We start from the raw sequence: 23,500 nt of genomic DNA, 5'->3' as shown, positions 1-23,500 counted from the left end.
GACTTCGGTGGCTCGGCTTTCCGGCGGCTCAGCCGGCCTCGAACAGCTCGATCTCGGAGATCGCGACGTCCGTGCCGTCGAGCGAGCGGTACAGCCCGGTGACGTGCAGCTCGACGCTCGTGGCGCCTTCGCTGTGCTCGATCGGGACTTCCTGGGGGTCCGGCGTGTCGGCCAGCGCCATGTCGTAGGTCTTGCCGGTGGAGAAGACCAGGTGCAGCTTCTGCGGCCGGTGCGCGGCCGGGAAGTTCGCCGCGTCGCCGGAGTACACGATCGCCTTCCGCAGGTCCGCCGGGTGGTCGAAGGTGAACACCAGCACCTGTTCCCGGTCGCCGGGCGCGGCCCAGAACGTGTTCTTGGCGTTGTCGGTGACCAGCGGGGCCGAGTGCCCGTTCGTCTGCGCGGTCGCGGTCACCTTGATCGGGTGGACCGGGTTGAGCTTGGCCTCGAAGATGCCGGTCACCTGGCTCCACAACCCGACCGCGGCGGTGTTGATGGCGCTGCGGAACGGCTGGTAGAGCGCGTAGATCAGGGCCGAGAAGATGAGCGCGACGGCGACGGCCCGGCGGATCACCTTGCCGACGGTCCGGCGCGCGGCCCCGGCCCGGCCGGTCCGGCGCCGGACGCCGTCCTTGCCCGGCCGCGCCCCGGCCTTGTGCTCCTTCGGCTTGCGGCCGAACAGCCGCCGCCACCACGACGTCTTGACGACCTGGGACTCGGCCAGCGACGCCCCGCAGCGGCTGCAGAAGTTGCGGGTCGGGGCGTTGCCCTTGCCGCACCGGCCGCAGATCAGGTCGCCCGGGTTGAGGACCTGCTCCTCGACGGTCTGCTGCACCGGCTGCCGGACCGGGGCGATCGGCTCGGCGGGCTGCACGACCTGCTGCTGGACCACCGGTGGCGACTTCACGGCCACCGGGCCGTCGTCGTCCCACTTCAGGTAGCGGCCGCACTCGCCGCAGAACTCGACGTCGGCGGGCCCCTGGTGCCCGCACTCCGCGTAGATGACCATCCGCTAGCCCTCCAGCACTTCCACCGTGACCCGCACGTGGGCGGGCACCGCATCCACGACCGTCGCGGTCAGCCGCCGCACGTCGACCCGCGCCGGGTCGGGCACCCGCACCCGCACCTGCACCCACGCCGGCCCGGGATCGGGCAGCGGCGCACCGGGCTGCGGGTCGGCGACGACCCCGCCGCTGTCGGTCACCTCGACCGCGCCGCCGGTCAGCAGCCGCACGTGGTCGGTGAGGCCGCGCCGGGTGCCGCGCCACCGGTGCAGCTCGACCGAGCGCGTCACCAGCTGCCGCAGCTGCTCCGGGCTCCAGCTTTCGTCTACGCGCAGCGCGACCCAGTGGGCGAGCCAGCCGAGGAAGTCGGTCGGGGCCACGCCGGGGTCGAGGTAGCCCGCGAAGTTGTCCAAAGTGGAGATGACCGGCGCGAGGACCTCGTCGAGCGCACCGGTGAAGCCCTGCACGAACCGGTCCTCGGCGTACACCGCGGGCAGCTGCTCGCCGATCGGGTGCGGGCTGGTCAGCCCCGGGATGCCGGTCCTCATGCGCCCGCCCCCGGCCATCCGGCCGCCGCGACCGGCCCACCGGCCCCGCGGGCGCTCGCCACCGGCCGCCCGGGAGCCACGACCCGCCGCACCGTTGCCCCGCGAGCGCCGCGGAGACCGGAACCGCTCTCCTCGGCCCGGCACCGGAGAGAACCGCTCGGCCGCCCACCGAACCCGTGCCGCCGCGATCCGCCGGTCCCCGTGCTCATGCGCCCGCCTCCCGGACCCGGACCTGGTGCCCGAACGAGAACGCCAGCGCGTTCGGCGGCAGGTCCAGCCGGTCGACCTGCTCGCCGCGTTCGCGCGTGATCGGGTTCGCCGCGAACAGGCGCACGTCCTCGACCAGCTCGACGCCCGGAAGCCGCTGCAGCACCGCGAACACCTCGCCCGACTGCACCGGGCGGCCGAAGGGCCAGCCGTCGCCGTCCGGGCCGCCGCTGATCGGGTTGAAGTAGTCGTACAGGGCCTGGGTGGCCCGCGCGCCCAGCGTGCCCGCCGTCGTCCGGCGGCGGGCACGCAGCCGCGCGACCACCGTGACCCCCTGGTAGAACGGCGGTTCCACCGACACGAGCGCGCCCACGCACCGCCGTTCGCCGAGGTGGCGCTCGATCCGGCCGCGCATGCCCGGCTCGAGCATCAGGGTCGCGAAGGCCAGCTCGCCGGTGTCGGGGACGGCCGGCACGACGAGGACCCGGATCGCGCCGGTCTCGCGGCCGTCGGCGCCGTGCGCCGGGATGCACCGCACCCGGGCCGCTTCCGGTGCCGCTTCGCGGGCGAGCTGCTCGTAGTCCTCGGCGATGACCGCGCGGTCGCGGGTGCGCAGCAGCAGCGGGCCGCGGACCGCCGCGTCCCGGACCGACTCGCCGTCCACCCCGCCGATCGCCGGGCGCCGGTTCACCACGCTGCTGACGAACGGGACCGGGTCCCGCTGCACCTCGAGGACCTCGCGGGCGACGTTGCCGCGCCGCCCGCCGCCCGAGCGGTACTCCGGCACCCGGATCGCCGCGGACTTCGCCGGGACCGCCCCGTAGTGGCGCAGGCCACCTTCGGGCTGGCGGACCGCGGGCCCGAACTCGACCTGCCCGCCGACCCGGTCGAGCACGACGTGCCGGTCGTCCGGGCCGGAGTCGGCGAAGGAGCGGACCTCGGTCCACGGCTGCCAGCCGTCCGGGCCCGAGACCTCGACGACCAGCTCGCCCTCCCCCACCACCACCGGGGGCCTGCCGAGCGGGAACCGCTGGCCGGGCGTGCCGTCGGAGGTCCCGACGACCTCGTTGCGGATGATCTCCGCGTGCACGGCGGCGGCCGTGCCGCCGATGGTCGAGGCTTCGACCGCGTGCAGCCGCGGCGAGCGCTGGTAGAACGGCTGGTGCTGCTTGGCCTCGACGAGCCGGCACCGCAGCCAGCCTGCCCGCTGCCGCGCGAGCACCGACATGGTGTGCCCGTCCGGGACGTGCACCACGATGTCGCCGGCCCGGTTGAACGCGCCGGTGCTGTCCCGGTCGACCTCGCACGCCGCCCACCCGGTGCCGTCCCACGCCTCCCACAGCCACGGCGGGTCGTGCGGGTCGACGCCCTGGCCCTCGACCTCGCAGTCGATCCGCAGCAGCACCGCGCAGCCGGGCACCGCGTCCGACAGTCCGAAGAGGACCGCGTCACCGGGGGCCGGGGTCTCGGCGAAGGCCGCCGGGCCGCCGCCGACGAGGAGCTCGTCGGTGCGGTCGACCGGCGGCACCCCGGCTTCGGCGGTGGCGGTCGCCAGGTGCGCGAGCGAGCACGGCACGATGTTCAGCGTGCGCTCCACGGTGAACACCACCGGGTCCTCGACCTCGTTGCGCACGCTGGCCACCTGCTTGCCCGCCGCGACGACCACCGGGACGTCCCGGGCCGCCGAGAGCCAGAACGTGACGTCGGCCCGTGCCGCGGCGGGCGGGAACAGCCGCACCCCGATCAGGTCGAGGAAGCGCAGGTAGTGCAGGTCGGGCACCCGGTTGAGCCGGTAGAGCAGCTGGTCGACCATCTGCGCGAACGTCTCGATGAGCGTGACGCCGGGGTCGGAGACGTTGTGGTCGGTCCACTCCGGACAGTTGCGCTGCACCAGGTACTTGGCTTCGTCGACGAGGTCCTGGAACCGGCGGTCGTCGAGGTTGGGCATCGGCAGGGTCATCACGCACCGTCCATGGGGGAATCGAGCGCTGCGGACTCGTGCGGCGGGATCACGTAGAACGGGAAGACGAGGTTGCGCGGGTCGTTGGTGCCGCGCAGGCGGTAGCGGATGTCGATCAGCAGGGTGCCCCGGTCGGCCTCGTCGAAGCTGACGACGACGTCGTCGAGGGTGATCCGCGGCTCCCAGCGCTCCAGGGAGACCCGGACCTCGTAGGCGATCTGCCCGGCGGTGGCCGCGTCGGCGGGCGCGAACACCAGGTCGTGCACCGCGCAGCCGAACTCCGGGCGCATCGGGCGTTCGCCCGGCGAGGTCGCCAGGATGAGCCGGATGCTTTCGACGACCTCGCGCTCGCCTCCCACCAGCGCGATCGAGCCGGTCGCGTCGGTGTGCAGCGGGAAGGCGAGTCCCCGGCCGAGGAAATCCACGTCAACCTCCGATCAGGACGGTCGGGCAGCCCATGACGATCGGCGCGCCGCAGGCGGCCATGTCGCCCATCCGGGCCGCGGGCATGCCGCCGATGAGCACGGTCGGGCAGCCGGGCGGCGCGATCGGCGACGGCGGGTGCACCGCGGGCGGCGGGAACGAGCACGTGTGCAGCGTCCCGACGTTGGCGGCGGGCATCCCGCCGATCAGCACCGTCGGCACGCCGGGCCCGGCGATGACGCCCGGGTGCCCGGTCGGGTCGCCGACCCTCGCGGCTGGTGGCATGCGCACTCCCCCGTCAGTTGATCTTGACCACGCTGCCGCGCACGGTGACGACACCGCTCGCGGTCAGCTCCGTCTGGCCCTGGCCGGCGACCGACACGGTGGCGCCTTCGAGCTTCGCGCCCGCGGTGCCGTTCAGCTTCAGCTGCGCGCCCGCCTCGACGCTGGCGTCGGTCTGGGACTTCACCGTCACCTTCTGGCCCTTGAGCTCCAGCGGCCCGGTGCCGGCGTCGATGCTCACGCCGTTCTGCGCCTTGACCGTGACGCTCTTGCCGCTGGTCACCTCGATGACCTGGTTCTTCTGGTCGATCTTGACCACGAACTTCGCGTCACCGGAGGACAGGATGATCCCGTCGTCCTCGGCGAACTCGAGCTTGTGGCCCTTGCGCGAGACGAACCCGCGCAGCGCGACCTCCCCGCTGTTGCCGTCGACGACGGGTTTGGTGAACTTCGACGGCGCGGTGTCCTTGGTGTTGTAGAGGCCGCCGAGGACGTAGGGCGCTTCGAAGTCGCCGTGCTCGAAGCCGACCAGGACCTCGTCGCCGACCTCGGGCAGCACCAGCGCGCCGCGGTCCTTGCCCGCGCCCGGCTGGACCGTGCGCGCCCAGGTGCTGGTGAACTCCTTGTCCAGCCACGGGAAGGTCAGCTTGACGCGGCCGAGCTTCGCCGGGTCCTTGAGGTCGGTGACCTGCGCGGGCACCACCCCCGGCCACGCCGAGGTCTTCGCCCCGCCCGCGACCAGGCCGTAGAGCGAGCGTTCCTGGCGGCCGGACACGGCGAATTCGGTGGTGTAGCCGACCTCGTCGTTGAACAGGTGCCGCGTGCTGGTCAGGGTGTACTTGCCCGAGAAGGGCTGGCCGACGCCGGTGAGCGTGACGGCGGTGCCGGCACGCAGCTTGGGGTTGCCCTTGGCGACGCCGTCGAGTTCGGTGCAGGCACTGCCGAACCGCTCGGCCAGGGCCTTCGCGGTCGCGTCCGCCTCGCCCTGGCTGCGCCGCGGCGCGGCGGCGTCGAGGAAGGGCGGGCTCGCGAACTTGCCCGCCAGCGCCACCGGGTCCACCGACGGCACGTCCGTGCCGGCGTTCTTCGGGGTGGCGGTGGCGGTGATCGGCAGCTTGTTCTCGTAGTCCCAGCCGTTGACCCGCACCTCCGGGACCTGCTCGGCCGCGGTGACGCTGGCGCGCAGGCTGAGCAGCGTCCCGTGCGCCTCGAGGACGAGCGGGTCGGCGGTGGCCTTGGTGCTGGTCGATGGCGCGCCGGAGGGCTTCTCGGGGAGTTCGAAGTTCAGCTTCCCGTCGCGGACGGCGATCTGCGCACCGACCGCGTCGGCCAGCCGGGACAGGAACTCCCAGTCGCTGACGTTGTCCTGGGAAAGCTGGGTGTTCGGGCGGCCGCCGAAGCCCTTGACGTTGTCGATCTTCCCGACCTGGATGTTCGCCCGCTGGGCGACCTTGCGCACCACGTCCGCGACCGTCATGTTCGGGTACGCCGCGACCCGGCGGCCGCGGAACAGCCGGTGCGCGTGGTCGTACCCGCGGACCTCGGTGAACGTGCCGTGGGCGTCCAGGTCGATCGCGACCGCGGTGACCTCGCCGGAGAGCAGGTCCTGCGGGGCTTCCGGGTCCGACGTCTGGACCTTGAGCTTGATCTTGGCGCCGACCTTGAACTTCCCCTTGTCGAGCACGACGGTGCCGGGGTCGCGGAACCGCAGCACGAAGGTGTCGGGCAGGTTCCGGCTGTCGTCGACGTAGGCGTAGCCGAGCATCACCTTGACGTCGTCGGGCAGCGCGGTGCCCTCGACCTCGACCATGAGGGTGTTCGTGAAGGTCTCGTTAGCCATCGAGCTCCTCCAGCGCGGGCACCAGGAGCCGGGTGCCGGGCCGCAGCCGCATCGGGTCGTCGATGTCGTTGGCGTCGGCGATGTCGCGCCACCGCTCGGCGTCGCCGTAGGCGCGGAACGCCACCGAGGGCAGCGTGTCCCCGGCGACGAGCACGTGCGTGTCCCGCGCCGCGAGCGCGCCGGACGTCGGGTTCTGGCCGCCCAGCTCGCCGGAGATCTCCTCGAGGTTGACCGTGCAGACTGCGCGCACCGGCGTCCCCGACGGCGTGAAGAGCGTGTACTTGGCGGTGACGCTGGAGACGTAGGCGGGGAAGCCGGTCATGCCGCCCCACTTGAAGATCACCCACGGCGGCGAGGGCTTCTTGTGCTGGCGGCTGTCCTCGGTGGCCACGCAGCAGGTGAACAGCTGCTCGACCTTCTTGACCACGGCGTCGTCCATCTTGTCGGTGGCGTCGAGGAACATCTCGAGTGCGAGCTTGGCCGGATCGGATCCCTTGAACTGCGGCGGCGCGCTCTTCTTGGCGTTGGGCTGCGCGTCGCGGCCCCACTTGGCGTTCTTGCTGACCGAGAGTTCCTTGGGGTTGAACTGGAACTTGATGTCGAACATCTTCTCCCCGGGCGGCTGCCCGGTCCCGCCCGACTGCGGCGGCTTCCGGACTTCCAGCAGCGCCCGCTGCAGGTTGCTGGGCGCCGGCGCCCCGGACCCGTAGGCGGCGGGTGGTTGCGAGCCGGCCGAGGTGAAGGTGACGGGCGAAGACATCGGGCTCAGCCCTTCTTCGCCGGGCTGAGGAAGCCGTGGTGGGCCAGTTCGAGCGTTTCGGTGGCGACCTTCGGCGAGTCGGGCGAGAGCTGCGGCCCGCTCCACCGCACCGGGACGACGCCTTCGAGCGCCCAGCTGGCGATCACCTTGCCTTCGAGGGTGCGGGCCTCGATGGTGGCGGTCTTGCGTTCGATCCCGCTCGCCAGGCTGGCGAACCACTTGGTGATCTGCGAGCTGGCCTCGGTGACGGGCCGCGAGAGCTTGATGTTCGAGTACTTGATCCGGGTCGGCAGCTGCCAGACCATGCCGTTGTTGCCGCCCTCTTCCCGCTGTTCCATGACGAATTCGCAGCCGAGGCCGTCACAGCTGGAGAACGCGCCGAGGTTGCCGAGGTTCTTGTCGTCCAGCTTGACGACGTAGCACACGGCAACGGCCTCTTCGGTGTCCGGCATCGGCGGTTCCTCCTTCAGTGCGGGCGATCGGTGAGCGCACCCCGGCGCTCACGATCGAGGCGGAGTTCGGTCTTGAGGCGGCGCAGGAGCGGGTCGAAGAGCTTTTTGACGAGCTCTTCGGTCTCCACGGGTGGCGGTTGGTGTGGTTGGGGTGCGGGTGCAGGTGCCGGATCGCGCTGGACGACCTGGGTGAAGGTGGGGGCCTGTTCTTCGGTCCTCGCGACCGGGAGCGCTTCGACGGGTTCACTGCGGAGCGGCGGGGTTTCGGGTGTTCGAGCGAGGGGGAAGGTGTCGTGGGGCGCTGGTGTCGTGGCCGGGGCATCGGCCAGCCGGAGCACGGGAAGCAGCACTTCCTGTGCGGGGCTTCCGGTCGCCGAAGACGGCTCGGCCACCCGTGACACCGGCAACGGCACCTTGTGGGCCGTCGACGGCAGCGGAAGATCGGTGGTACCCACTGCTGGCTGCGACGGCTCCTCGACCGACCGCAAGACCGTCAGCGAGGGGCCTTGGGCCGCGGAGGGCGCCCAGGCCTCAGCCGCCCGCGAAACCGAAAGCGAGTCCGCCTTTGCGGGGGGCGCCTGAGTCCCAACCGGTCCCAGGACGGGCAGCGACGGTTGCGCGGCCACGTGGCGCACGGACTCCTCGACCAGCCGCGCGACCGGCAGCGATGGCTGCTCCCCCACCTGGCGCACGGGATCCTCGACCAGCCCCAGGACAGGCAGCGACGGTTGCTCCCCCACCTGGCGCACGGGATCCTCAGCCAGCGGCGCGACCGGCAGCCGTGGCTGCTCCGCCACCTGGCGCACGGGATCCTCGGCCAGCCGCGCGACCGTTAACGGCGGCTGCTCCGCCACGTGGCGCACGGGATCCTCGACCAGCCGCGCGACCGGCAGCGGCGGCTGCTCCGCCACCTGGCGCACGGGATCTTCAGCCAGCCGCGCGACCGTTGGCGAAGACTCCTGCGCTGCCGGGTATGCCGGGGGCTCGGCCACTCGCGAAACCGGCAACGACTCCGGCACCACGGGGCGCACCTCGGACTCCGGCCCACGCGAAGCCGGAAGCGATGGCTGCTCGGCCGCCCGCGAAACCGGGAGCGATGCCCCCGGTGCCGCTGGGTGCCTCTCACCGTCGGCGATCCGCAAGACCGGCAGTGATGCCTCCTGCACCGCGGGGCCTGCCTCGACTTCGGCCGGCTGCGAGACCGGCGATGAGGAGCCCTGCACCGTCGGGCGCACCGCCGGCGAGACCGAAAGTGATGGCTCCTGCGCCGCGGAGCGGTCCCCTCCATCAGCCAACCGCGAAACCGGCAGCGATGGCACCTGCCCCTCGGCCGCCGCGGAGGGTGCCCGGGTCTCGACCGCCTCCAAGACCGGCAGCGACGCTAGCTCCGCCGCGGGGCGTACGGGATCCTCAGCCACCCGCGAGACCGAAATCGACTCCTCCGCTCCGGAGGTCACCCGGGTGTCGACCGTGCCCGCGAATGGATGCGAAGGCCCCTGCGCCTCGGCCGCCCGCAAGACCGGCAGCGCGACCTCACCCTCCGCCGCTCGCGAGATCGGCAGCGAAGACTGCTGCCCGTCCGTTGCCCGCAAGACCGGCAGCGACGGCTCCGAAGAGAGCACCTGCCCCTCGACCGCCCGGGAAACCGGCAGCGACGGCGCCCCGGCCTCAGCCGCTCGCGAGACTGACATCGCCGGCTCCTGCGCTGCAGGGCCCGCCTCACCGTCCGCCCCCCGCGAGACCGACAGCAAGGGCTCCCCCACCGCCCGCGAAACCGGCAGCGGCGGCGCCGCAGTGTGCCCCGGTGCCTCGGCCGCCCGCAGGACCGGCAGCGACGGCACCGCGACCTCACCCTCCACCGCTCGCGAAACAGCCAGCGATGGCGTCATCGGGCGCGACCCACCCTCCGCCGCCCGCGAAACAGCCAGCGATGGCGTCGCCGGGCGCGACTCACCCTCCGCCGCTCGCGAAACAGCCAGCGATGGCGTCGCGGGGCGCTGCTCACCCTCCGCCGCCCGCGATACCGGCAGCGATGGCCCCGTGGGGCGCAGCTCAGCCTCCGTCGCGCGCGAAACCGGCAGCGATGGCGCCGGGGCGCGCACCTCACCCTCCGCCGCCCGAGAAACCGGTAGCGATGGCTCCGCGGGCCGCGACTCGGCCTCGGCCGCCCGCGAAACCGGCAGCGAGGCTTCCTCCACGTCCACCCGGGACACCAGCGGCTCCCCGGCTGTCGACGCGACCGGCAACGGCTCGGAAACGCTCGTCGAGCCGCCCGGTGTCCCGGGCGGCTCCGTAGTCTGCGCAGGTTCGAGCGGGCGGAAACTGTTCAGTGGCGGCGATCCGGTCGTCCGCGACACCGGTGTGTCACCCTCCGCCGCACGTGACACCGGCAGCATCGGCGCACCGAGCCCGAGCCGCCGGGGCGCCGCCTGCTCGGTCCGCTGCACCAACGGCAGCTCCGGCCGCGAGGCCGGGGCCGGGTCTGGCGGCGGCGCCGGGGTGTCCACAGAGGACGCAGAGGACGCAGAGGGCGCAGAGGGCGCAGAGGGCGCAGGGGACGCGATCGCCTGCAGCGTCCGCACCGAAGGCGTCACCGACGACGTCACCAGCGGCCCGGCCGGCAGCGGGCCCGCCGGAACCACCGGCAGCACCAGCGGCAGCGCCTCCGGCTCCGGCTCCGGGGAGCGCCTCTCCGGAGCCGGAGCCGAGCGGCTCCCGGCCGCCGGGCGCAGCAGGTCGCCGATGGTGCCCGCGGGCTCCGCCGGGCCGATGCGGTGGCCGAGCGGCTCGAGGTAGGCCGGGCTCTGCCACGACGTCAACGTCGAGCTGAACCGCTGCACCGGGTTGACCAGTGGGTGCTCGGCCAGCACCCGCTGGATCGGCGCCACCGTCCGCCACTCCCCCCGCGTCACCGGCAACGCGACCGGCTCAGGCGAAGGCGCAGGCGCAGGCGGCGCGCCCGTCTCCTTCCTGCGGAACCACATCGTGCGTCACCGTCCCTGGCTCATCCGGGTGTTGATCCGGGCGATCTCGGCGACGTAGGTCAACCGGTCGGGGTGTTCGAGGTCGAGGATGTCGTCGAGCGACCAGTGCAGGTGGTAGGCGACGTACGCGACTTCCTCGTGCAGCCGGTCGGCCGCGTACGTCACGATTCCCCCAGGCGGCCACCGGCGACGTCGACGACGAAGCTGTGGCCGCACTCCGGGCAGGCGACCCCCGCCCGGGTGTGGCCCTCGCTGTTGACCCGGCGGTACATGTCCTGCAGGAACGCCAGGTCGGAGGCGAACAGGTTCTCGATGATCCCCGCGTGCACGTCGGTGATGTCGCCGATCCGGGTGATCACCCGGCCCAGCAGCACCACCGTCAGGAACGCCGGGTTCTCGCGCACCCGGTCGTCCCGCAGCGGGATCAGCTCGTCGCGGGCGGTGGCCAGGCGCATCACGCCGGAGTGGTGCACCTTGCCCTCGTCGTCGACGTACCCGCGCGGGAGCTCGAACGCGAACTCCGTCCGCAGCTTCGGCCGCTCGGTCGGCGAACCCAGCGAACCCGCAGTACCCGGCGAGCCAGGCGAAACGGGGGCCTCCTCGACCGGCGCCGAGGCCATCACCCTGCGCATCGGCTCACTCGACTTCCATCTGCTCGTAGGTGATGACGAGCTTCTCGGTGAGCACGCTCGTGTCGCCGGCCTTCAGCGAGCCGATCTCCAGGCTCTTCGGCCAGGCGTTGGTGAGCTTGTAGCGCTTGAGCGCGGTGCCCTCGTAGTCGTAGACGATGATGGCGCCGCCCTTGCGGGCCGTGGCCATCTTGCCGAAGTGGGCGTCCTTGACCCACTTCTCGAAGCTGTTGTCGTCGGTGAGGCCGCGGGTCAGCGTGACCTCGCCCGCCTTGGGGCGGCCGGGCAGCTTCTTGATGACGTACTTGCCGTCGGCGGTGTTCTGCTTGAGCTCGATGACGTCCTGCTCCATCTTGAGGCCGGTGACCTCGGAGATCTGCTTGATCTGGACGCCGTCGATCTCGAGCCCGAAGGAGTGGCCGACAGCCTTGTCGAGATCGGGAAGTGCCATGTCAGAACCCCTTCATCACTCGTTGACCAGGCTGGTGCCGCCGGACATCTGGGCCAGCCGGAAGATCACGAACTCCGCCGGTTTCACCGGGGCGATGCCGACTTCGCAGATCACCTGGCCGAGGTCGATGCCCTCGGCCGGGTTGGTCTCGCGGTCGCACTTGACGAAGAACGCCTCGTCCGGCGTGAGCCCGAACAGCGCGCCCTTGCGCCACTCCATCACCAGGAACGCGCTGATCGTGCGGCGGATGCGCGCCCACAGCGCGTCGTCGTTCGGCTCGAACACGACCCACTGGGTGCCGTTGAGGATGGACTCCTCGAGGTAGTTGAACAGCCGCCGGACGTTGAGGTAGCGCCACGCGGGGTCGCTCGACAGCGTCCGCGCGCCCCAGACCCGGATGCCCTTGCCGGAGAACGACCGCACGCAGTTGACGCCGATCGGGTTGAGCAGCTCCTGCTCGGCCTTGGTCAGGTGCGTCTCGAGCGCGAGCGCGCCGCGGACGACCTCGTTGGCCGGGGCCTTGTGGACGCCGCGGGTGGCGTCGGTGCGGGCCCAGACGCCGGCCATGTGGCCGCTCGGCGGGATGTACGTGTTGGTGCCCGAGGCCGGGTCGAGGACCTGGACCCACGGGTAGTACAGCGCGGCGTACTTCGAGTCGTACCCGGCCGCGTCCATCCGCCAGCTGCGGATCTCCTGGGGGTTGAGCGCAGGCGGCGGGTCGATGATCGCCATCCGGTCGCCCATCAGCTCGCAGTGCGCGATCATCGCCAGCTGCACGGCCTTGACCGTGTCGAGGTCGATCAGGTCGCGCTGGTAGGCGGCCATCAGGTCGGGCGCCGCGACCATGGTGATCTCGTCGATCGCCTCCAGGCCGCCGAAGCCGGTCCGGTCGGCGACGTCGCCGACGTAGTCGTTCGCGGCGACCCGGCCCGGGACCGGCGGGGCCGACGGCGCCTTCGGCGGGGCCGAGAGCACCGCGGTGCCCTTGTCGGGCTTGGTGACCGCGCCGCCGGAGGCGACCTCTTCGATGGTGATGAGGTTGGACTTCTCCCGCACCGCGGTGACGATGTTCTCCTTGGTGCGCTTGGTCGTCACGTTGTGCGTCTCGACGACCTTGCCGTCCTGCTTGACCAGCACGGTGAACCGGTCTTCGGCCGGGTTCTCGCCGGTCGGGTCGGCCACCTCGACGGTGATCTCCCCGGCCGGCTTGCCCTCCGGCAGCTCCTTGGCGACGAAGCGGTAGCCGCCGAGGACGGCCTGGCGGGCGCTGATCTGCTTCGGGGCGGAGCCGTTGTCCGCGGCGCGCGAGCCGCCGATGCGGACGATGTAGCAGTTGGTGCCGCCGTTGAGGAAGTAGCCGTAGACCGACTGGGCCAGGTAGCAGCCTTCGAGGAAGTCGCCGAAGGTCTGGGTGAACTGGCCCCAGTTGGAGACCAGCGTGGGGGTGTTGAAGGGACCGTCCGCCGCGAAACCGACGAAGGCGGCGACGGCGGTGCCCACGCCCTCGATCGGCCGTGCGCCCGCCTCGATCTCCTCGACGTACACCCCCGGCGTGAGATAGGTGGGCATGCGTGCCTCCCTTGTCGACGCACAAGTCTTGTCTTCGGTGATGTTGCTGCCCGGGGGTTTCCCCGCGGAACGACCGTGCGGCTAGGCCCGCGGGAACCGATCTCTGCCCTTAAAGGCAACTGCCCTTCGGGGCAGCCGTGCCTGCCCGTGCGGCCGTTGGCAACCGGTTCGGAGGGGCCGACAGTTGAACCCATGCCAACGGGGCGGGAGAAGGCGTCACCGGAACCGTCCGGGCAGGCCGCGCGGCCCGCCCGGACGGCGCGCCGCGCGACCACGCCCGCGTTGCTGCGCCTGCAGGCCTCGGCGGGCAACGCGGCGGTGTCCAGGCTGGTCGCGCTGCAGCGGCAGAGCTGCCCCGCTCCCCCGGTCGCCCCGCCCGGCGTGACACCCGAAACCGACCCGAAGTTCCAGTCGCTGAAGAAGGACGTCGAAGGCAAGGCGCACACGGCGAAGGCGCACCCGCCCGCCGCCGCGGAGGTCAAGCAGGCGCAGGACGCCGCCGTGGCCCCCGCCGACGACAAGGACGCGCAGGCCAAGGCGGCCCAAGCGGACAAGATGGCCGCGGCGAAGCCGGCCGGCTTCGACAAGGCGGCCTTCGTCGCCGCGGTGAACGCCGCGGTCGCCAAGCAGGCACCCAAGAACCTCGACGAGGCCGACAAGTTCGCCACTTCCGGCAAGGCCGACCAGGTCAAGGCCGAGGTGCTGGGCAAGGTCACCAGCGGCAAGGACGCCTCGGCCAAGGACGTCACGGACCGGACGAAGGAGCCCCCGGATCCCGGCCGGGCCGTGGAGAAGCCGGTCACCCCGCTGCCGGCGGCACCGGCCGTGCCCGCGCCGGCGCCGCCGGACGCGCGCAAAGCGACGCCGGACAAGGCGCCGCCCGAACAGACCGACCTGCGGGCCGACCAGTGCGAGACCCAGGGCGCGATGGCCGCGGCGGGCGTCACCGACCGGCAGCTGGCCGAGTCCAACGAGCCGGAGTTCACCGGTGCGCTGGCCGCGAAGCAGGCGGGAGAGCAGCACACGGCTTCGGCGCCGGCCGCGGTCCGCGAGTCCGAGGCCGGGCAGCTGGCCGCCGTCACCGGCGCGGCCCAGGCGTCCGGGCAGGCCGCGATGGCGGGCATGACCGGGGCGCGGTCGTCGTCGACCCAGCGGGGCCAGGCGGCGAAGACGGCCACGAAGGCGAAGGACGAGCAGGACCGGGCGCGGATCACCGGGGAGATCAAGGCGATCTTCGACGAGACCAAGACGAAGGTCGAGGGCGTGCTGGGCGCGCTCGACGATCAGGTGGCGAAGAAGTTCGAGGCGGGTGAGGCGCAGGCGAAGGCCGCGTTCACCGCCGACCACCAGGCGCGGATGAAGCGCTACAAGGACGAGCGCTACGACGGGATCACCGGCGCGGCGCGCTGGGCGTACGACCTCTTCGCCGACCTGCCCGCCGAAGCGAACAACCTGTTCCTGGAGGCCAAGAAGGTCTACGAGGCGAAGATGCAGGCCGTCATCGGCGACATCGCGGACTTCGTCGGCCAGAAGCTGGGCGAGGCCAAGCAGCTGATCGCCGACGGCCGCACCCGCGTGCAGCAGAAGGTGGCGTCCCAGTCGCCGGCGTTGCGCAAGATCGCCGGCGACGCGGCGAAGGAGTTCGGCGGCCAGTTCGACGACCTCGAGAAGTCCGTCGACGAGAAGCAGGACGCCCTGGTCGAGGACCTGGCCCAGAAGTACAGCGAGGCCCGCAGCGCCGTCGACGAGGAGATCAAGGCGCTGCAGGCCGAGAACAAGGGCCTGTGGAGCAAGGCGAAGGAGGCCGTCGGCGGCGCGATCGAGACGATCCTCAAGCTCAAGGACATGCTGCTCGGCGTGCTGTCGCGGGCCGCGAACGCGGTCGGGCTGATCATCGCGAAGCCGATCGAGTTCCTCGGCAACCTGGTCAACGCGGTCAAGACCGGGGTGATGAACTTCGGGGCCAACATCGTCCAGCACCTCAAGGACGGCCTGAAGGGGTGGCTGCTGGGCAACTTGGCGAGTGCGGGCATCGAGATCCCGGAGGCGCTGGACGCCAAGGGCATCCTCCGGATGGTCCTGTCGCTGCTGGGCCTGACCTGGGCGAGCGTCCGCGCGCGGATCCTGCGGTTCATCCCCGAGCCGGTGCTGGCCAAGCTGGAGCAGACCGTGGACGTGGTCAAGGTCCTGATCACCGAGGGCGTCCCCGGCTTGTGGCGCTGGATCGTGCAGAAGCTGGGCGACCTGAAGGAGATGGTGCTCGGCCAGGTCAAGGACTTCGTGATCGAGAAGATCGTCAAGGCGGGCATCACCTGGATCATCTCGATGCTCAACCCGGCGGCGGCCTTCATCAAGGCCTGCAAGGCGATCTACGACATCGTCATGTTCTTCGTGGACAAGGCCGCGCAGATCAAGGAGTTCGTCGACTCGGTCCTCGACTCGGTGGAGTCGATCGCCCGCGGCGGCGCGGGCGCGGTGGCCGGGCTGATCGAGCGGACGCTCGCGAAGGCGTTGCCGATGGTGCTGGGGTTCCTGGCGAGCCTGCTGGGGCTGGGCGGGATTTCGGAGAAGATCAAGTCGATCCTGGAGAAGGTCCAGGCGCCGGTCGGGAAGGTGATCGACTCGGTCGTCGGGACGATCGTCAAGGCGGGCAAGAAGGTCTGGTCGAAGCTCAAGGGCGGGAAGAAGGGCGGCGCCGACGACGAGCGCAGCCGCGCGGTGAAGAAGAAGGCCCACGACATGCTCACCGCGCCCACCGCAGCCAAGTTCCACGATCGGAACGGTCTGCGCGCGGTGACCGAGAACATCCTCCGCACGCTCCGCCCCGAAGGGCTCAAGACGCTCACCGTGGTGCCCGACCGGGACAAGCCCGGCCACTTCCAGGTCATGGCGTCGGCCAGCGCGGAGGAAAAGGTCGGCGAAGCGGACGTCGAGTCGGAAGAGCCGATCAAGCTCGCCGAAGAAGTGGGCAAGGCGAGCGAGGAGGCCGGCGGGAGGAAGTTCCTCTTCCGGGGAGACGACCAGTGGCGCGAAGGGGACGTGGTGGGGTTCCCCCTCGGCAGCGAAGCGGCGGACGAGGCCGACGTCCAGACTCCGTGGGAGCACGTCCGCGAAAAGCAGGGCGAAATGACCAGCCGCTACGTTTCGTTCTCCGAGATCATCGGCGACAAGAAGGGTGGCGCGGCGAAGTTCACCAAGAAGGACAACATCGCGAAAGCTGTTTGGGACGCCCTGAAGGAGCTCGAGAAAGAGGGGGTCATCCGCATCCTGACCCCGGAGGCGGTGCACGCCATGATGCTCGAGGCCAAGCCCAAGATCCGCCGGTTGGCAGGGGACGTCAAGGCGATTATGATCAAGAACCACGAAGTTCTCATCGAAGGCCAGATCCCCGCCGAATACCTCAAGCGAGCGAAATGAAGGGCACGTCCCGCGACCCGGCCGCGGTCCTCCGCGAGGATCGGCTCGACAAGGCGATCGAGGAAGCGGGACCCGGCCTGTTCGACCTCCTGGCGGCTGCGGTCGGCGACCCCGACACCGAAGTGCGGGAGACAGCCGCCTACGGTCTCGGCGAGCTCGACGACCCCCGCGCCGTCCCGCTGCTGATCGACCTGGTCGAGCACGACCCGGCCGAATCCGTCGTCGTGCACGCGCTGAAGGCACTGGAATCGTATCGGGATCCCCGGATCCACCGGACGCTGCTCAGGGAGGCCGACCGCGCCCGGCACACGCGGTCCCCCCGCTGGTACGCGGCGAAAGAGCTTCGGTGGTACGACTCGGAGGACTCGGTCGAGGCGCTGATCCGTCTCCTGGCGAGTGAAGACGCCCTCGTGCAGCAAGCCGCCGAGGAGTCCTTGTCGACCTTGCGGCCCGCGGAACGCGCCCGGTGGCAGCGGCTGCTCGGACAGGACTGACCGCCGCGGGTCAGGACATCTCTTCTTCGGTGTCTTCCTCGCGCTGCACGAAGGTCTGCGCCATCTTCTCCTCTTCGCCTTCGGCGGCCTCGGGAGCTTCCTCCCGCTGCACCGCCGCCTCCTCGGACGAAGAAGCGTGCCCACCGTCCTCGCACCGCTGGACGGCGGAAGCTGGCGCGGGTGCCGACATCAGCCGGTCCGCGTTCGCGACCGCTTCGCGCTCGAAGCGGTCCGCCGGGTCGGACACCTTGACCCCGCCGCCGGCGTCCGTGCCGTCCACCGGGCCGCTGCGCTGCTGGACGACGTGCGTGAGCTCGTGGGCCAGCATGTGCTTGCCCGAGTCCGAGCCCGGGTCGTACTTGTCGCGCTGGAAGACGATGTTCGAGCCCACCGTGTACGCCTGGGCGTTCACCGACTTCGCCGAGTCGTGGGCCGCGCCGTCGGTGTGCACGCGGACGTCGGAGAAGTCGGCGCCGAAGCGGCCCTCCATGTCTTCGCGGGTCGCCGCGTCCAGGGGTGCGCCGCCGCCCGAGCCGACCACGTCGTGGACCGGGGAGCGCTCCTCCTCCACCAGGGCCGCCGTCCCCGCGTTGCCCACCGCGCGCTGCAGGCCCAGCAGGCCCGCCGGGCCGAGGACGTCGGTGCGGCCGGCCACCGCGGCCCGGCCCAGGAGGTCGTGGTCGTCCCGCTCGATGCGGTCGCCCTTCGGCCGCAGGGTCGGGTCGAGGTCGTTCTCGTGACTGTGCCCACGCATGTTCGGCTCCCTCCACCGCCCGTAAAGCTTCCCGCGCCCGCGGGCCGAGCGCCAGGGTCCGCAGCCGTCCGGACGGGCAGCGAACGCTGCCCCGACGGGCAGTTCAGCCGTCGGTCACCATCGCCAGGTAGGGTCCGAACTCCCGGTCGAGGCAGAGCCGGCCCAGCTTGCGGTACTCCCGGGCCACCGCGCCGACCAGGTCGCCCATCCCCACCGGACGGCCCGCCTCGGCCGCCAGGTACGCGCCGGTGACCGCGGCCGAGCGGATGTGGCCGCCGGCCAGCTCGAACGCTTCGGCGAGGAACCCCAGGTCCAGGTCCGCCCCCCGCGGCATCCGGGTGCCGAGGCAGCGGTCCCACAGCCGGTGCCGGAGCTCGACGTCCGGCAGCGGGAAGTCCACGATGACGTCGAGCCGGCGGGTGAACGCCTCGTCGAGGTTCGCCCGCAGGTTGGTGGCCAGCACGGCGATCCCGTCGAAGGTCTCCATCCGCTGCAGCAGGTACGCGCTTTCGATGTTGGCGTACCGGTCGTGCGCGTCGCGGACCTCCGACCGCTTGCCGAAGATGGCGTCCGCCTCGTCGAAGAGCAGGACGCCGTTGACCCCGGACGCCTCGGTGAAGATCCGCTCCAGGTTCTTCTCGGTCTCGCCGACGTATTTGTCGACCACGGTCGCCAGGTTCACGGTGTAGAGGTCCAGCCCGAGCGACGCGGCGATGACCTCGGCCGACATCGTCTTGCCGGTCCCCGAGTCACCGGCGAACAGCCCGGTCACGCCGCGGCCGCGGCCGCCGCCCGGGCGCATCCGCCACTCGTCGAGCACCTGGTCGCGGTAGCGCGCCCGAGCCGCCAGTTCGTCCAAAAGGGACAGCACGCCGGCCGGCAGCACCAGGTCGGCCCAGCCGACGACCGGTTCGATCCGCCGCGCGAGCCGCTGCAGGCCGGCGGCGTTCTGGCTGCGCGCGCCCGCCCGGACGTGCTCGGTGCGGACCAGCCCGTCGTCGGCCAGCGCGGTCACCGCCGCGGCCTGCGCCGCGCGGGCGATCTGCCCGGGCCCCAGCACGAAGTGCGCGGTGGCCTCGCCGGGGTCGACGCCCGGGGCGAGCCGTCCGTCGAGGCGGCTGCGCCAGAGTTCCGCGCGGGCCGCGCCCGCGAGCGGCGTCGCGTCCAGCTGCAACGGCGGCGTGGCGCTCCAGCGCGGGTCCCAGGCGCCGGTGCCGTGCACCACCAGCGGGATCGCCGGGTGTGCCAGGTCCTCCAGCCGCGGGTCCTCGACCGGGCCCAGCACGATCCCGGCGCCGCGCAGCAGCGCCTCGCGCCGCAGCGACGCGGTCAGCTCCGCGTGGCCCGGCTCGGCCTGCCAGCGCGCCGCGTCCACCACCAGCGCCGGGTACCCGGCCGCGGCCAGCGCGCCGACGCCGAGCTCCTCGGCACCGCCGCCGGGCTGTTCCTTGAGGTAGACCAGCCCGGCCCGGCCGCGGATGGCGCGGGCGAGCCGCTCGCGGCCCGGCACCTCGACCAGCTCGGTGCCCAGGCGGGCGCAGCCGGCCAGCTCGGGCGCGAGCCGGTCGTCGCCGAGCAGGTGGTTGACCACGCGGTCGGGGACGCGCAGGGTGCGCGAGAGGAACGGCCGCTCCTCCTCCCCCACGGCGAGCAGGCCGCAGGTGATCAGCGGGGAGTCGGCGTCCAGCCGCGCGCGGCCGGCGGCCGAGGCCTCGGGGATGCCGCACAGGCGCAGCGCGAGGCCGGCGCTGGCGCGGCGGCGGGTCACGTCGTCGTTGAGGTAGCCGTAGAACTGCTCGAACCGGCTGTCGAGGTCGGGGGCGAGCGCGACCAGCAGCAGCTCGACGTCAACGCCGGTGAGCCCGGCGCGTTCGGCGAGCGGGCGCAGCCGTCCGTCCGGGGCGGTGTCGGTGAACGGCGTGAACGGCTCGCGGAGTCCCTCCAGCAGCGCGTCGATCGTCTCGTTGGACAGGTACAGGCCGCGGAAGGGGTCGTCGGGGTTCGGGTCGGCCGCGCGGCGGCTGTCGACGGCGTCGCGGATCCGCTGTTCGAGCCGGGCCAGCCGCTCGAACAGGTACTCCAGGCTCACCGGGGCTTCCGGTGGGTGCGCGCCATCGCGACCCGGCGCTGCCCGTCGACCGCGCCGGCCGCGGACACGTGGTGCCCGACGAGCTCGCCGTCGCCGGTGTCGAGCTTGAGGCCTTCCTTGGCGGGCGGGCCCGCCGGGTAGACGCGCCCGCTGTGGATCGGCGCGGAGACGACGACGTCCAGTGACGGCTTGAGCTCGCCGCCCAGCGCGGTCCAGACGTCGGCGAACGCGCGGTCCTCCGGCGGTGGCAGCGCCACGGTCATCGGCACCGGCAGGCCGGTCTCGGCGAGCGACCCGGTGAGCACCTCGGCCGGGACGGCTTCGTAGCGCAGCAGGCCGAGCAGCAGGTCCGAGAGCACGCGGTGCTCGTCCTCGGGCCGCTGCGTCCAGGCGGTGACCAGGTAGGACAGCTTGACGTGCTTGGGCGGCAGGTGCCGCGCCGCGACCTCGCCGCGCTGGTCGTATTCGTTGAGCAGCCCCCGCGACCGCCGCCGCATGTCCTCGCGCACGTCGTAGAGGTAGATGTTCACCGTCGGGGCGTTGCGCCGGGCGGCCCAGTCCTTGGTGGGTGCGTCGAAGGCGACGTCGACCTCGCTGCCGCGCAGCGCCTCGTCCTTCACCAGCCGGCGCAGTGCCTCGTCGACCTCGTGGATCACCGGCGGACCTCCTCGCACTGGCGGTGCTTCCACGATGATCGGCGGAACCCGGACCGGCCAGCCGCGCAGCGGCAAACCTTCGGGTACGCCCGGCTGCCCGTACGGGCAGCACCGCGATCTTGTAACCGCCTTCGGTGCCGGGGCGACTACTGCTTCGGGAGTGGGGAGAACGCGAGGCACCCATGCGACGGATCGCCGGCCCGATCGGGACGGCCCTGGCCCTGCTGGCCGCGTGCGGCAGCCCGGAACCACCGGGGACGCCGGAACCGCCGCCGTCCGTTTCCACCGGCGCCGCGACCACGGCCTCCGCCGGCCGGCTGTCCACCAGCCCGGGCCCGACCACCGGACCGGCGGCTTCGGCTTCCGCGGCCACCGGCTCTTCCTCCGCGAAGACGTCGACCGGGAAGCCGCCGACCGCGAAACCACCGACGCCACCGACGCCGCCGAAGGTCACGACGGCGAAACCGCCGGCGAAGGGGTCGCCCGTGCGGACCGCGCCGATCGACATCGTCGGCAGCTCCTACGCCCAGACCGGACCGCTGACCGAGGCCGAGCTCGCGGACGAATGCGGTGGCAGCCTCTGCGTCACGCTCCGGACGACGGTCGAAGGGCCGCCGGACCCGCAGGTGGACTGCAAGGTCGAGCGCATCGCCCAGACGGTGCCCATCTACCGCGGCGACACGATCACCTTCGTGCTCGCCGACGAGTGCGGCGGCTTCACCGAGCCGCCCCCGCCCACCGAGTAGCGGCGGCCATGGCGAAACGGCTCCGGTCGCTGCGGCCGCCGGCAGCGGAGGTCAAGCCCGAAAGCCCGTCGCGGGCGCTGCGGCTGCTCGGCTCGGTGATCGCGCCGACGACCGTGCTCACCGGGCTGCTGTTCTTCTTCGGCAGGCAGCACGCCAACTGGCTGCTCGACTACTTCGGCGTCCCGCTCTCGACGATGGGGCTCACCGCGCAGGACTACCTGGTCCGCAGCGCCGACGGGCTCTTCGCCCCGATCGCCGTCGTGCTGGCCGCGGTGCTCGCGCTCCTGTGGCTGTACCGCTTCCTGCGTGCCCGGCTCGCCGACGCGGCGTGGCAGCGGCTGCTGCGCGTCGCCACCCCGGCGGCCGTCGTGGGCGGGCTGGCCGGGCTCGCGGTCGCCACCGTCGGGGTCGTGCGGCCCGAGGCCTTCGCCTCGTCGTACTCGGTGCCCGGGGCGGGGCTCTCCCTCGGCGTCCTGTTCCTGGTGGCCGCCTCGCGCCTGCTGGCGGCCCGGTCCGGGCGGCCACTGCCGGCCGCGGTGGCGACCGCCGAGTGGATGGCGGCGTTCGCACTGGTCAGCGTGGGGCTCTTCTGGGCCGTGGCGGACTACTCCGCCTCGGTCGGCGTCGGCCGGGCCATCCAGATCGAGGCGGCGCTGGCTGCGCCACCGGAGACCGTTCTCTACAGCGCGAAAAGCCTCAACCTCACGGCGCCGGGTGTGCGCGAAACCCCGTGCCGCAACCCCGACACCGCCTACCGCTACCGGTACACCGGTCTCAAGCTGGTCCTGCAGTCCGGCGGCCAGTACTTCCTGCTGCCGGTGCAGTGGCACAAGGCCGACGGGACCGCCCTCGTGCTGCCGCGCACCGACGCGCTGCGGCTGGAGTTCACCCCGGCCGCGGATCCGGACGCCCCCTGCTGAGCGAGCCGGGTCCGCGCGGTGCGGACCCGGCTCGCTCGGCAGCGACGGTGGAGGTCAGTCCTCGTCGTAGGCGTGCTCGGAGTCGACGTCGTGGTCGACGACCCAGTTGTCGTCGTCCGCGTCCGTGGCGTCGGCCACCGAGGTGACCGAGTGCGCCGCGGCCCCGCCGACGCCGGCCGTGGTGTACCAGGCGTGGTAGCCCGCGTAGTCCGGCACGGCCAGGGCGTGCGCACCCTCCGACGATGCGCCGTACGGGCCGGCCGTCAGCTTCTCCGCCTCGTACACGGCGTGGTGCTCACCCGCGTGGCTCACGACGTGCGCGGAGGTCGCGCCGTCCACGCCGGCCGAGTGCTGCTCGGCGTAGTAGCCCACGTCACCGGCGTCGTCGTTGTCGTCGGCGTCGTTGTCGTCGGCGCCGTACACCGGACGCACGACCTCACCGGCCGGCTCGTGGTACACCGGGTCCGGGTGGCTCACGGCGTGGTGGTGCTCGGTCACGACGTGGTTGTCGTCGTTCCAGTCACCGTCGTTCCAGTCACTGTCGTCGCCGTCGTAGTCGTCGCAGTCGCCGTCGTCATCACCGCCGTACCAGCCGTCGTGCGCGGTGTGGTGCCAGCCGTGGTCGCCGGACTCGCCGCTGTGGGTGACGTAGGCGCCACCGATGCCGGCCACCGCGGAGTCCTGCTCCGACCAGTGGTGGCCCCACCAGGTCCCGCCTTCGTCGGTGTCGGTGGTGCCCGCGCCGCCGATGCCGGCCCAGGTGCTGGAGCTTTCGGCGCTCCAGGAGTCGTTCGGCCAGTCGAGCGGGTGTGCCGTCGCCGGACCGGCGATGACGAGGGAAAGCGGCAGCGCGAATGCGCCGGCGACAGCCAGTCGTCGCAATGTGGACATGATTTCTCGGGGTTCCTTCCTGGGTGCGGCGACCGGGTTTCATTCGGGGCCCGGAAGCCGGGGCAGAAGCTCTGTCCGAAAGGTGACGTTACCGCCCCGACACACGACTGACAGCGCCTTGACCTGCGCGAATACCCGATCGGTGCGCGGGAACCGCCATGTGGAGGACACATCCGGAATGGAGTCGAACCAGTCTAGTTCGCCACCGCCGGAGCGATCGGAATGGATGGCGTGAAATCACTCGCTCAGGTAGTGCCCTGTTTAACGGAAAAAAACCCGGGCCCGGCGCCGGGCCCCGCCCTGGCGGCCCGCCGCCACCCCATCGGGCGACCGGCGGCGCTCGCCCGGCCGGCCGGCCGAGCGCCGCGCGGCAGGTGGCCCACCCCGCCGCACGCCGCCGGAGCCCGCTCGCCGGGGAATTCCGGGC

At 72.2% G+C, this 23,500-nt stretch carries 22 protein-coding genes; 5 read left to right on the top strand and 17 right to left on the bottom strand.

All coding sequences use genetic code 11. The features are described from left to right. Positions 1 to 28 precede the first annotated feature (28 nt). From HUT10_RS01590 to HUT10_RS01550, 9 genes are all read right to left on the bottom strand, one after another. Positions 29 to 1,006: a zinc ribbon domain-containing protein gene (locus HUT10_RS01590; protein WP_176169547.1), complete on the bottom strand. Its 978-nt coding sequence runs from the start codon at positions 1,004 to 1,006 to the stop codon at positions 29 to 31. 3 nt (positions 1,007 to 1,009) lie between these two features. Then, positions 1,010 to 1,549, bottom strand: coding sequence for a phage tail protein (locus tag HUT10_RS01585; RefSeq protein WP_176169546.1), 540 nt, complete (start codon positions 1,547 to 1,549; stop codon positions 1,010 to 1,012). Positions 1,550 to 1,754: 205 nt separating this feature from the next. After that, positions 1,755 to 3,716, bottom strand: a complete 1,962-nt coding sequence (locus HUT10_RS01580; protein ID WP_176169545.1) for a putative baseplate assembly protein — start codon at positions 3,714 to 3,716, stop codon at positions 1,755 to 1,757. Next, entirely contained in the window at positions 3,716 to 4,141 is a 426-nt protein-coding gene (locus tag HUT10_RS01575; protein ID WP_176169544.1) for a GPW/gp25 family protein, read from the bottom strand. Before HUT10_RS01575 ends, HUT10_RS01580 begins: the two co-directional genes overlap by 1 nt. Position 4,142: 1 nt before the next feature. Continuing rightward, positions 4,143 to 4,424 (bottom strand): PAAR domain-containing protein, encoded by a 282-nt coding sequence (locus HUT10_RS01570; RefSeq protein ID WP_176169543.1) that lies wholly within the window; start codon positions 4,422 to 4,424, stop codon positions 4,143 to 4,145. A 13-nt stretch (positions 4,425 to 4,437) separates the two neighbouring features. Further along, positions 4,438 to 6,261 carry a VgrG-related protein gene (locus HUT10_RS01565; RefSeq protein ID WP_176169542.1) on the bottom strand — a complete coding sequence of 608 codons (1,824 nt, stop codon included), beginning with the start codon at positions 6,259 to 6,261 and terminating at the stop codon, positions 4,438 to 4,440. Next, the gene (locus HUT10_RS01560; RefSeq protein ID WP_176169541.1) at positions 6,254 to 7,021 is read right to left on the bottom strand and encodes a LysM peptidoglycan-binding domain-containing protein; all 768 of its coding nucleotides are present in this window, start codon (positions 7,019 to 7,021) and stop codon (positions 6,254 to 6,256) included. The genes HUT10_RS01565 and HUT10_RS01560 overlap by 8 nt, the downstream gene beginning before the upstream one ends. A 5-nt stretch (positions 7,022 to 7,026) precedes the next feature. After that, on the bottom strand, positions 7,027 to 7,473 hold the full coding sequence (locus tag HUT10_RS01555) for a phage tail protein (RefSeq protein ID WP_003098522.1): 447 nt from the start codon (positions 7,471 to 7,473) through the stop codon (positions 7,027 to 7,029). 14 nt (positions 7,474 to 7,487) lie between these two features. After that, positions 7,488 to 9,920: a hypothetical protein gene (locus tag HUT10_RS01550; protein ID WP_176169540.1), complete on the bottom strand. Its 2,433-nt coding sequence runs from the start codon at positions 9,918 to 9,920 to the stop codon at positions 7,488 to 7,490. Between the two features lie 52 nt (positions 9,921 to 9,972). On the opposite strand from HUT10_RS01550, the gene HUT10_RS50295 reads away from it, so the two are divergent. Beyond that, entirely contained in the window at positions 9,973 to 10,269 is a 297-nt protein-coding gene (locus HUT10_RS50295; RefSeq protein ID WP_176169539.1) for a hypothetical protein, read from the top strand. A 194-nt stretch (positions 10,270 to 10,463) separates the two neighbouring features. Here the strand turns inward: HUT10_RS50295 and HUT10_RS01540 are convergent, their stop codons facing one another. Genes HUT10_RS01540 through HUT10_RS01525 form a run of 4 tightly spaced genes read right to left on the bottom strand, consistent with a single transcriptional unit; the run spans position 10,464 to position 13,106 of the window. Then, positions 10,464 to 10,622, bottom strand: coding sequence for a DUF6760 family protein (locus HUT10_RS01540; RefSeq protein ID WP_003098516.1), 159 nt, complete (start codon positions 10,620 to 10,622; stop codon positions 10,464 to 10,466). Then, positions 10,619 to 11,089 (bottom strand): hypothetical protein, encoded by a 471-nt coding sequence (locus tag HUT10_RS01535; protein ID WP_176169538.1) that lies wholly within the window; start codon positions 11,087 to 11,089, stop codon positions 10,619 to 10,621. Before HUT10_RS01535 ends, HUT10_RS01540 begins: the two co-directional genes overlap by 4 nt. Before the next feature lie 4 nt (positions 11,090 to 11,093). Further along, a complete protein-coding gene (locus HUT10_RS01530; protein WP_176169537.1) occupies positions 11,094 to 11,537 on the bottom strand; it encodes a phage tail protein in 444 nt (147 codons plus the stop codon). Positions 11,538 to 11,552: 15 nt separating this feature from the next. Beyond that, entirely contained in the window at positions 11,553 to 13,106 is a 1,554-nt protein-coding gene (locus HUT10_RS01525) for a phage tail sheath subtilisin-like domain-containing protein (protein ID WP_176169536.1), read from the bottom strand. Between the two features lie 192 nt (positions 13,107 to 13,298). Between HUT10_RS01525 and HUT10_RS01520 the strand changes: the two genes are divergently transcribed. After that, positions 13,299 to 16,523 (top strand): hypothetical protein, encoded by a 3,225-nt coding sequence (locus tag HUT10_RS01520; RefSeq protein WP_254896608.1) that lies wholly within the window; start codon positions 13,299 to 13,301, stop codon positions 16,521 to 16,523. Continuing rightward, the gene (locus HUT10_RS01515) at positions 16,520 to 17,017 is read left to right on the top strand and encodes a HEAT repeat domain-containing protein (RefSeq protein WP_176169535.1); all 498 of its coding nucleotides are present in this window, start codon (positions 16,520 to 16,522) and stop codon (positions 17,015 to 17,017) included. Before HUT10_RS01520 ends, HUT10_RS01515 begins: the two co-directional genes overlap by 4 nt. 10 nt (positions 17,018 to 17,027) lie before the next feature. Here HUT10_RS01515 and HUT10_RS01510 read toward each other — a convergent pair whose 3' ends face one another. From HUT10_RS01510 to HUT10_RS01500, 3 genes are all read right to left on the bottom strand, one after another. After that, a complete protein-coding gene (locus tag HUT10_RS01510) occupies positions 17,028 to 17,771 on the bottom strand; it encodes a DUF4157 domain-containing protein (RefSeq protein ID WP_176169534.1) in 744 nt (247 codons plus the stop codon). Between the two features lie 103 nt (positions 17,772 to 17,874). Beyond that, a complete protein-coding gene (locus HUT10_RS01505) occupies positions 17,875 to 19,860 on the bottom strand; it encodes an ATP-binding protein (RefSeq protein WP_176169533.1) in 1,986 nt (661 codons plus the stop codon). Beyond that, positions 19,857 to 20,516, bottom strand: a complete 660-nt coding sequence (locus tag HUT10_RS01500) for a DUF4255 domain-containing protein (RefSeq protein WP_176169532.1) — start codon at positions 20,514 to 20,516, stop codon at positions 19,857 to 19,859. The genes HUT10_RS01505 and HUT10_RS01500 overlap by 4 nt, the downstream gene beginning before the upstream one ends. Before the next feature lie 182 nt (positions 20,517 to 20,698). Between HUT10_RS01500 and HUT10_RS01495 the strand changes: the two genes are divergently transcribed. Both HUT10_RS01495 and HUT10_RS01490 read left to right on the top strand, forming a co-directional pair. Continuing rightward, positions 20,699 to 21,262 carry a hypothetical protein gene (locus HUT10_RS01495; protein ID WP_176169531.1) on the top strand — a complete coding sequence of 188 codons (564 nt, stop codon included), beginning with the start codon at positions 20,699 to 20,701 and terminating at the stop codon, positions 21,260 to 21,262. A gap of 8 nt (positions 21,263 to 21,270) precedes the next feature. Next, positions 21,271 to 22,182: a hypothetical protein gene (locus HUT10_RS01490; RefSeq protein WP_176169530.1), complete on the top strand. Its 912-nt coding sequence runs from the start codon at positions 21,271 to 21,273 to the stop codon at positions 22,180 to 22,182. A 54-nt stretch (positions 22,183 to 22,236) separates the two neighbouring features. On the opposite strand, the gene HUT10_RS01485 is transcribed toward HUT10_RS01490, so the two are convergent. Then, positions 22,237 to 23,073 carry a hypothetical protein gene (locus HUT10_RS01485; RefSeq protein WP_176169529.1) on the bottom strand — a complete coding sequence of 279 codons (837 nt, stop codon included), beginning with the start codon at positions 23,071 to 23,073 and terminating at the stop codon, positions 22,237 to 22,239. Between the last annotated feature and the right edge of the window lie 427 nt (positions 23,074 to 23,500).

This window comes from Amycolatopsis sp. Hca4, from assembly GCF_013364075.1.
Lineage (GTDB): Bacteria > Actinomycetota > Actinomycetes > Mycobacteriales > Pseudonocardiaceae > Amycolatopsis.
This window is presented reverse-complemented; position numbering and strand designations above follow the sequence as displayed.

Excerpts from the sequence above, each read along its gene's own strand:
- HUT10_RS01485 (WP_176169529.1), bottom strand. The coding sequence starts at position 23,073 with ATGTCCACATTGCGACGACTGGCTGTCGCCGGCGCATTCGCGCTGCCG.
- HUT10_RS01495 (WP_176169531.1), top strand. The coding sequence starts at position 20,699 with ATGCGACGGATCGCCGGCCCGATCGGGACGGCCCTGGCCCTGCTGGCC.
- HUT10_RS01560 (WP_176169541.1), bottom strand. The coding sequence starts at position 7,021 with ATGTCTTCGCCCGTCACCTTCACCTCGGCCGGCTCGCAACCACCCGCC.
- HUT10_RS01535 (WP_176169538.1), bottom strand. The coding sequence starts at position 11,089 with ATGCGCAGGGTGATGGCCTCGGCGCCGGTCGAGGAGGCCCCCGTTTCG.
- HUT10_RS01580 (WP_176169545.1), bottom strand. The coding sequence starts at position 3,716 with ATGACCCTGCCGATGCCCAACCTCGACGACCGCCGGTTCCAGGACCTC.
- HUT10_RS01510 (WP_176169534.1), bottom strand. The coding sequence starts at position 17,771 with ATGCGTGGGCACAGTCACGAGAACGACCTCGACCCGACCCTGCGGCCG.
- HUT10_RS01570 (WP_176169543.1), bottom strand. The coding sequence starts at position 4,424 with ATGCCACCAGCCGCGAGGGTCGGCGACCCGACCGGGCACCCGGGCGTC.
- HUT10_RS01490 (WP_176169530.1), top strand. The coding sequence starts at position 21,271 with ATGGCGAAACGGCTCCGGTCGCTGCGGCCGCCGGCAGCGGAGGTCAAG.
- HUT10_RS01525 (WP_176169536.1), bottom strand. The coding sequence starts at position 13,106 with ATGCCCACCTATCTCACGCCGGGGGTGTACGTCGAGGAGATCGAGGCG.
- HUT10_RS01565 (WP_176169542.1), bottom strand. The coding sequence starts at position 6,261 with ATGGCTAACGAGACCTTCACGAACACCCTCATGGTCGAGGTCGAGGGC.
- HUT10_RS01530 (WP_176169537.1), bottom strand. The coding sequence starts at position 11,537 with ATGGCACTTCCCGATCTCGACAAGGCTGTCGGCCACTCCTTCGGGCTC.
- HUT10_RS01585 (WP_176169546.1), bottom strand. The coding sequence starts at position 1,549 with ATGAGGACCGGCATCCCGGGGCTGACCAGCCCGCACCCGATCGGCGAG.
- HUT10_RS01520 (WP_254896608.1), top strand. The coding sequence starts at position 13,299 with ATGCCAACGGGGCGGGAGAAGGCGTCACCGGAACCGTCCGGGCAGGCC.
- HUT10_RS01555 (WP_003098522.1), bottom strand. The coding sequence starts at position 7,473 with ATGCCGGACACCGAAGAGGCCGTTGCCGTGTGCTACGTCGTCAAGCTG.
- HUT10_RS01515 (WP_176169535.1), top strand. The coding sequence starts at position 16,520 with ATGAAGGGCACGTCCCGCGACCCGGCCGCGGTCCTCCGCGAGGATCGG.
- HUT10_RS01590 (WP_176169547.1), bottom strand. The coding sequence starts at position 1,006 with ATGGTCATCTACGCGGAGTGCGGGCACCAGGGGCCCGCCGACGTCGAG.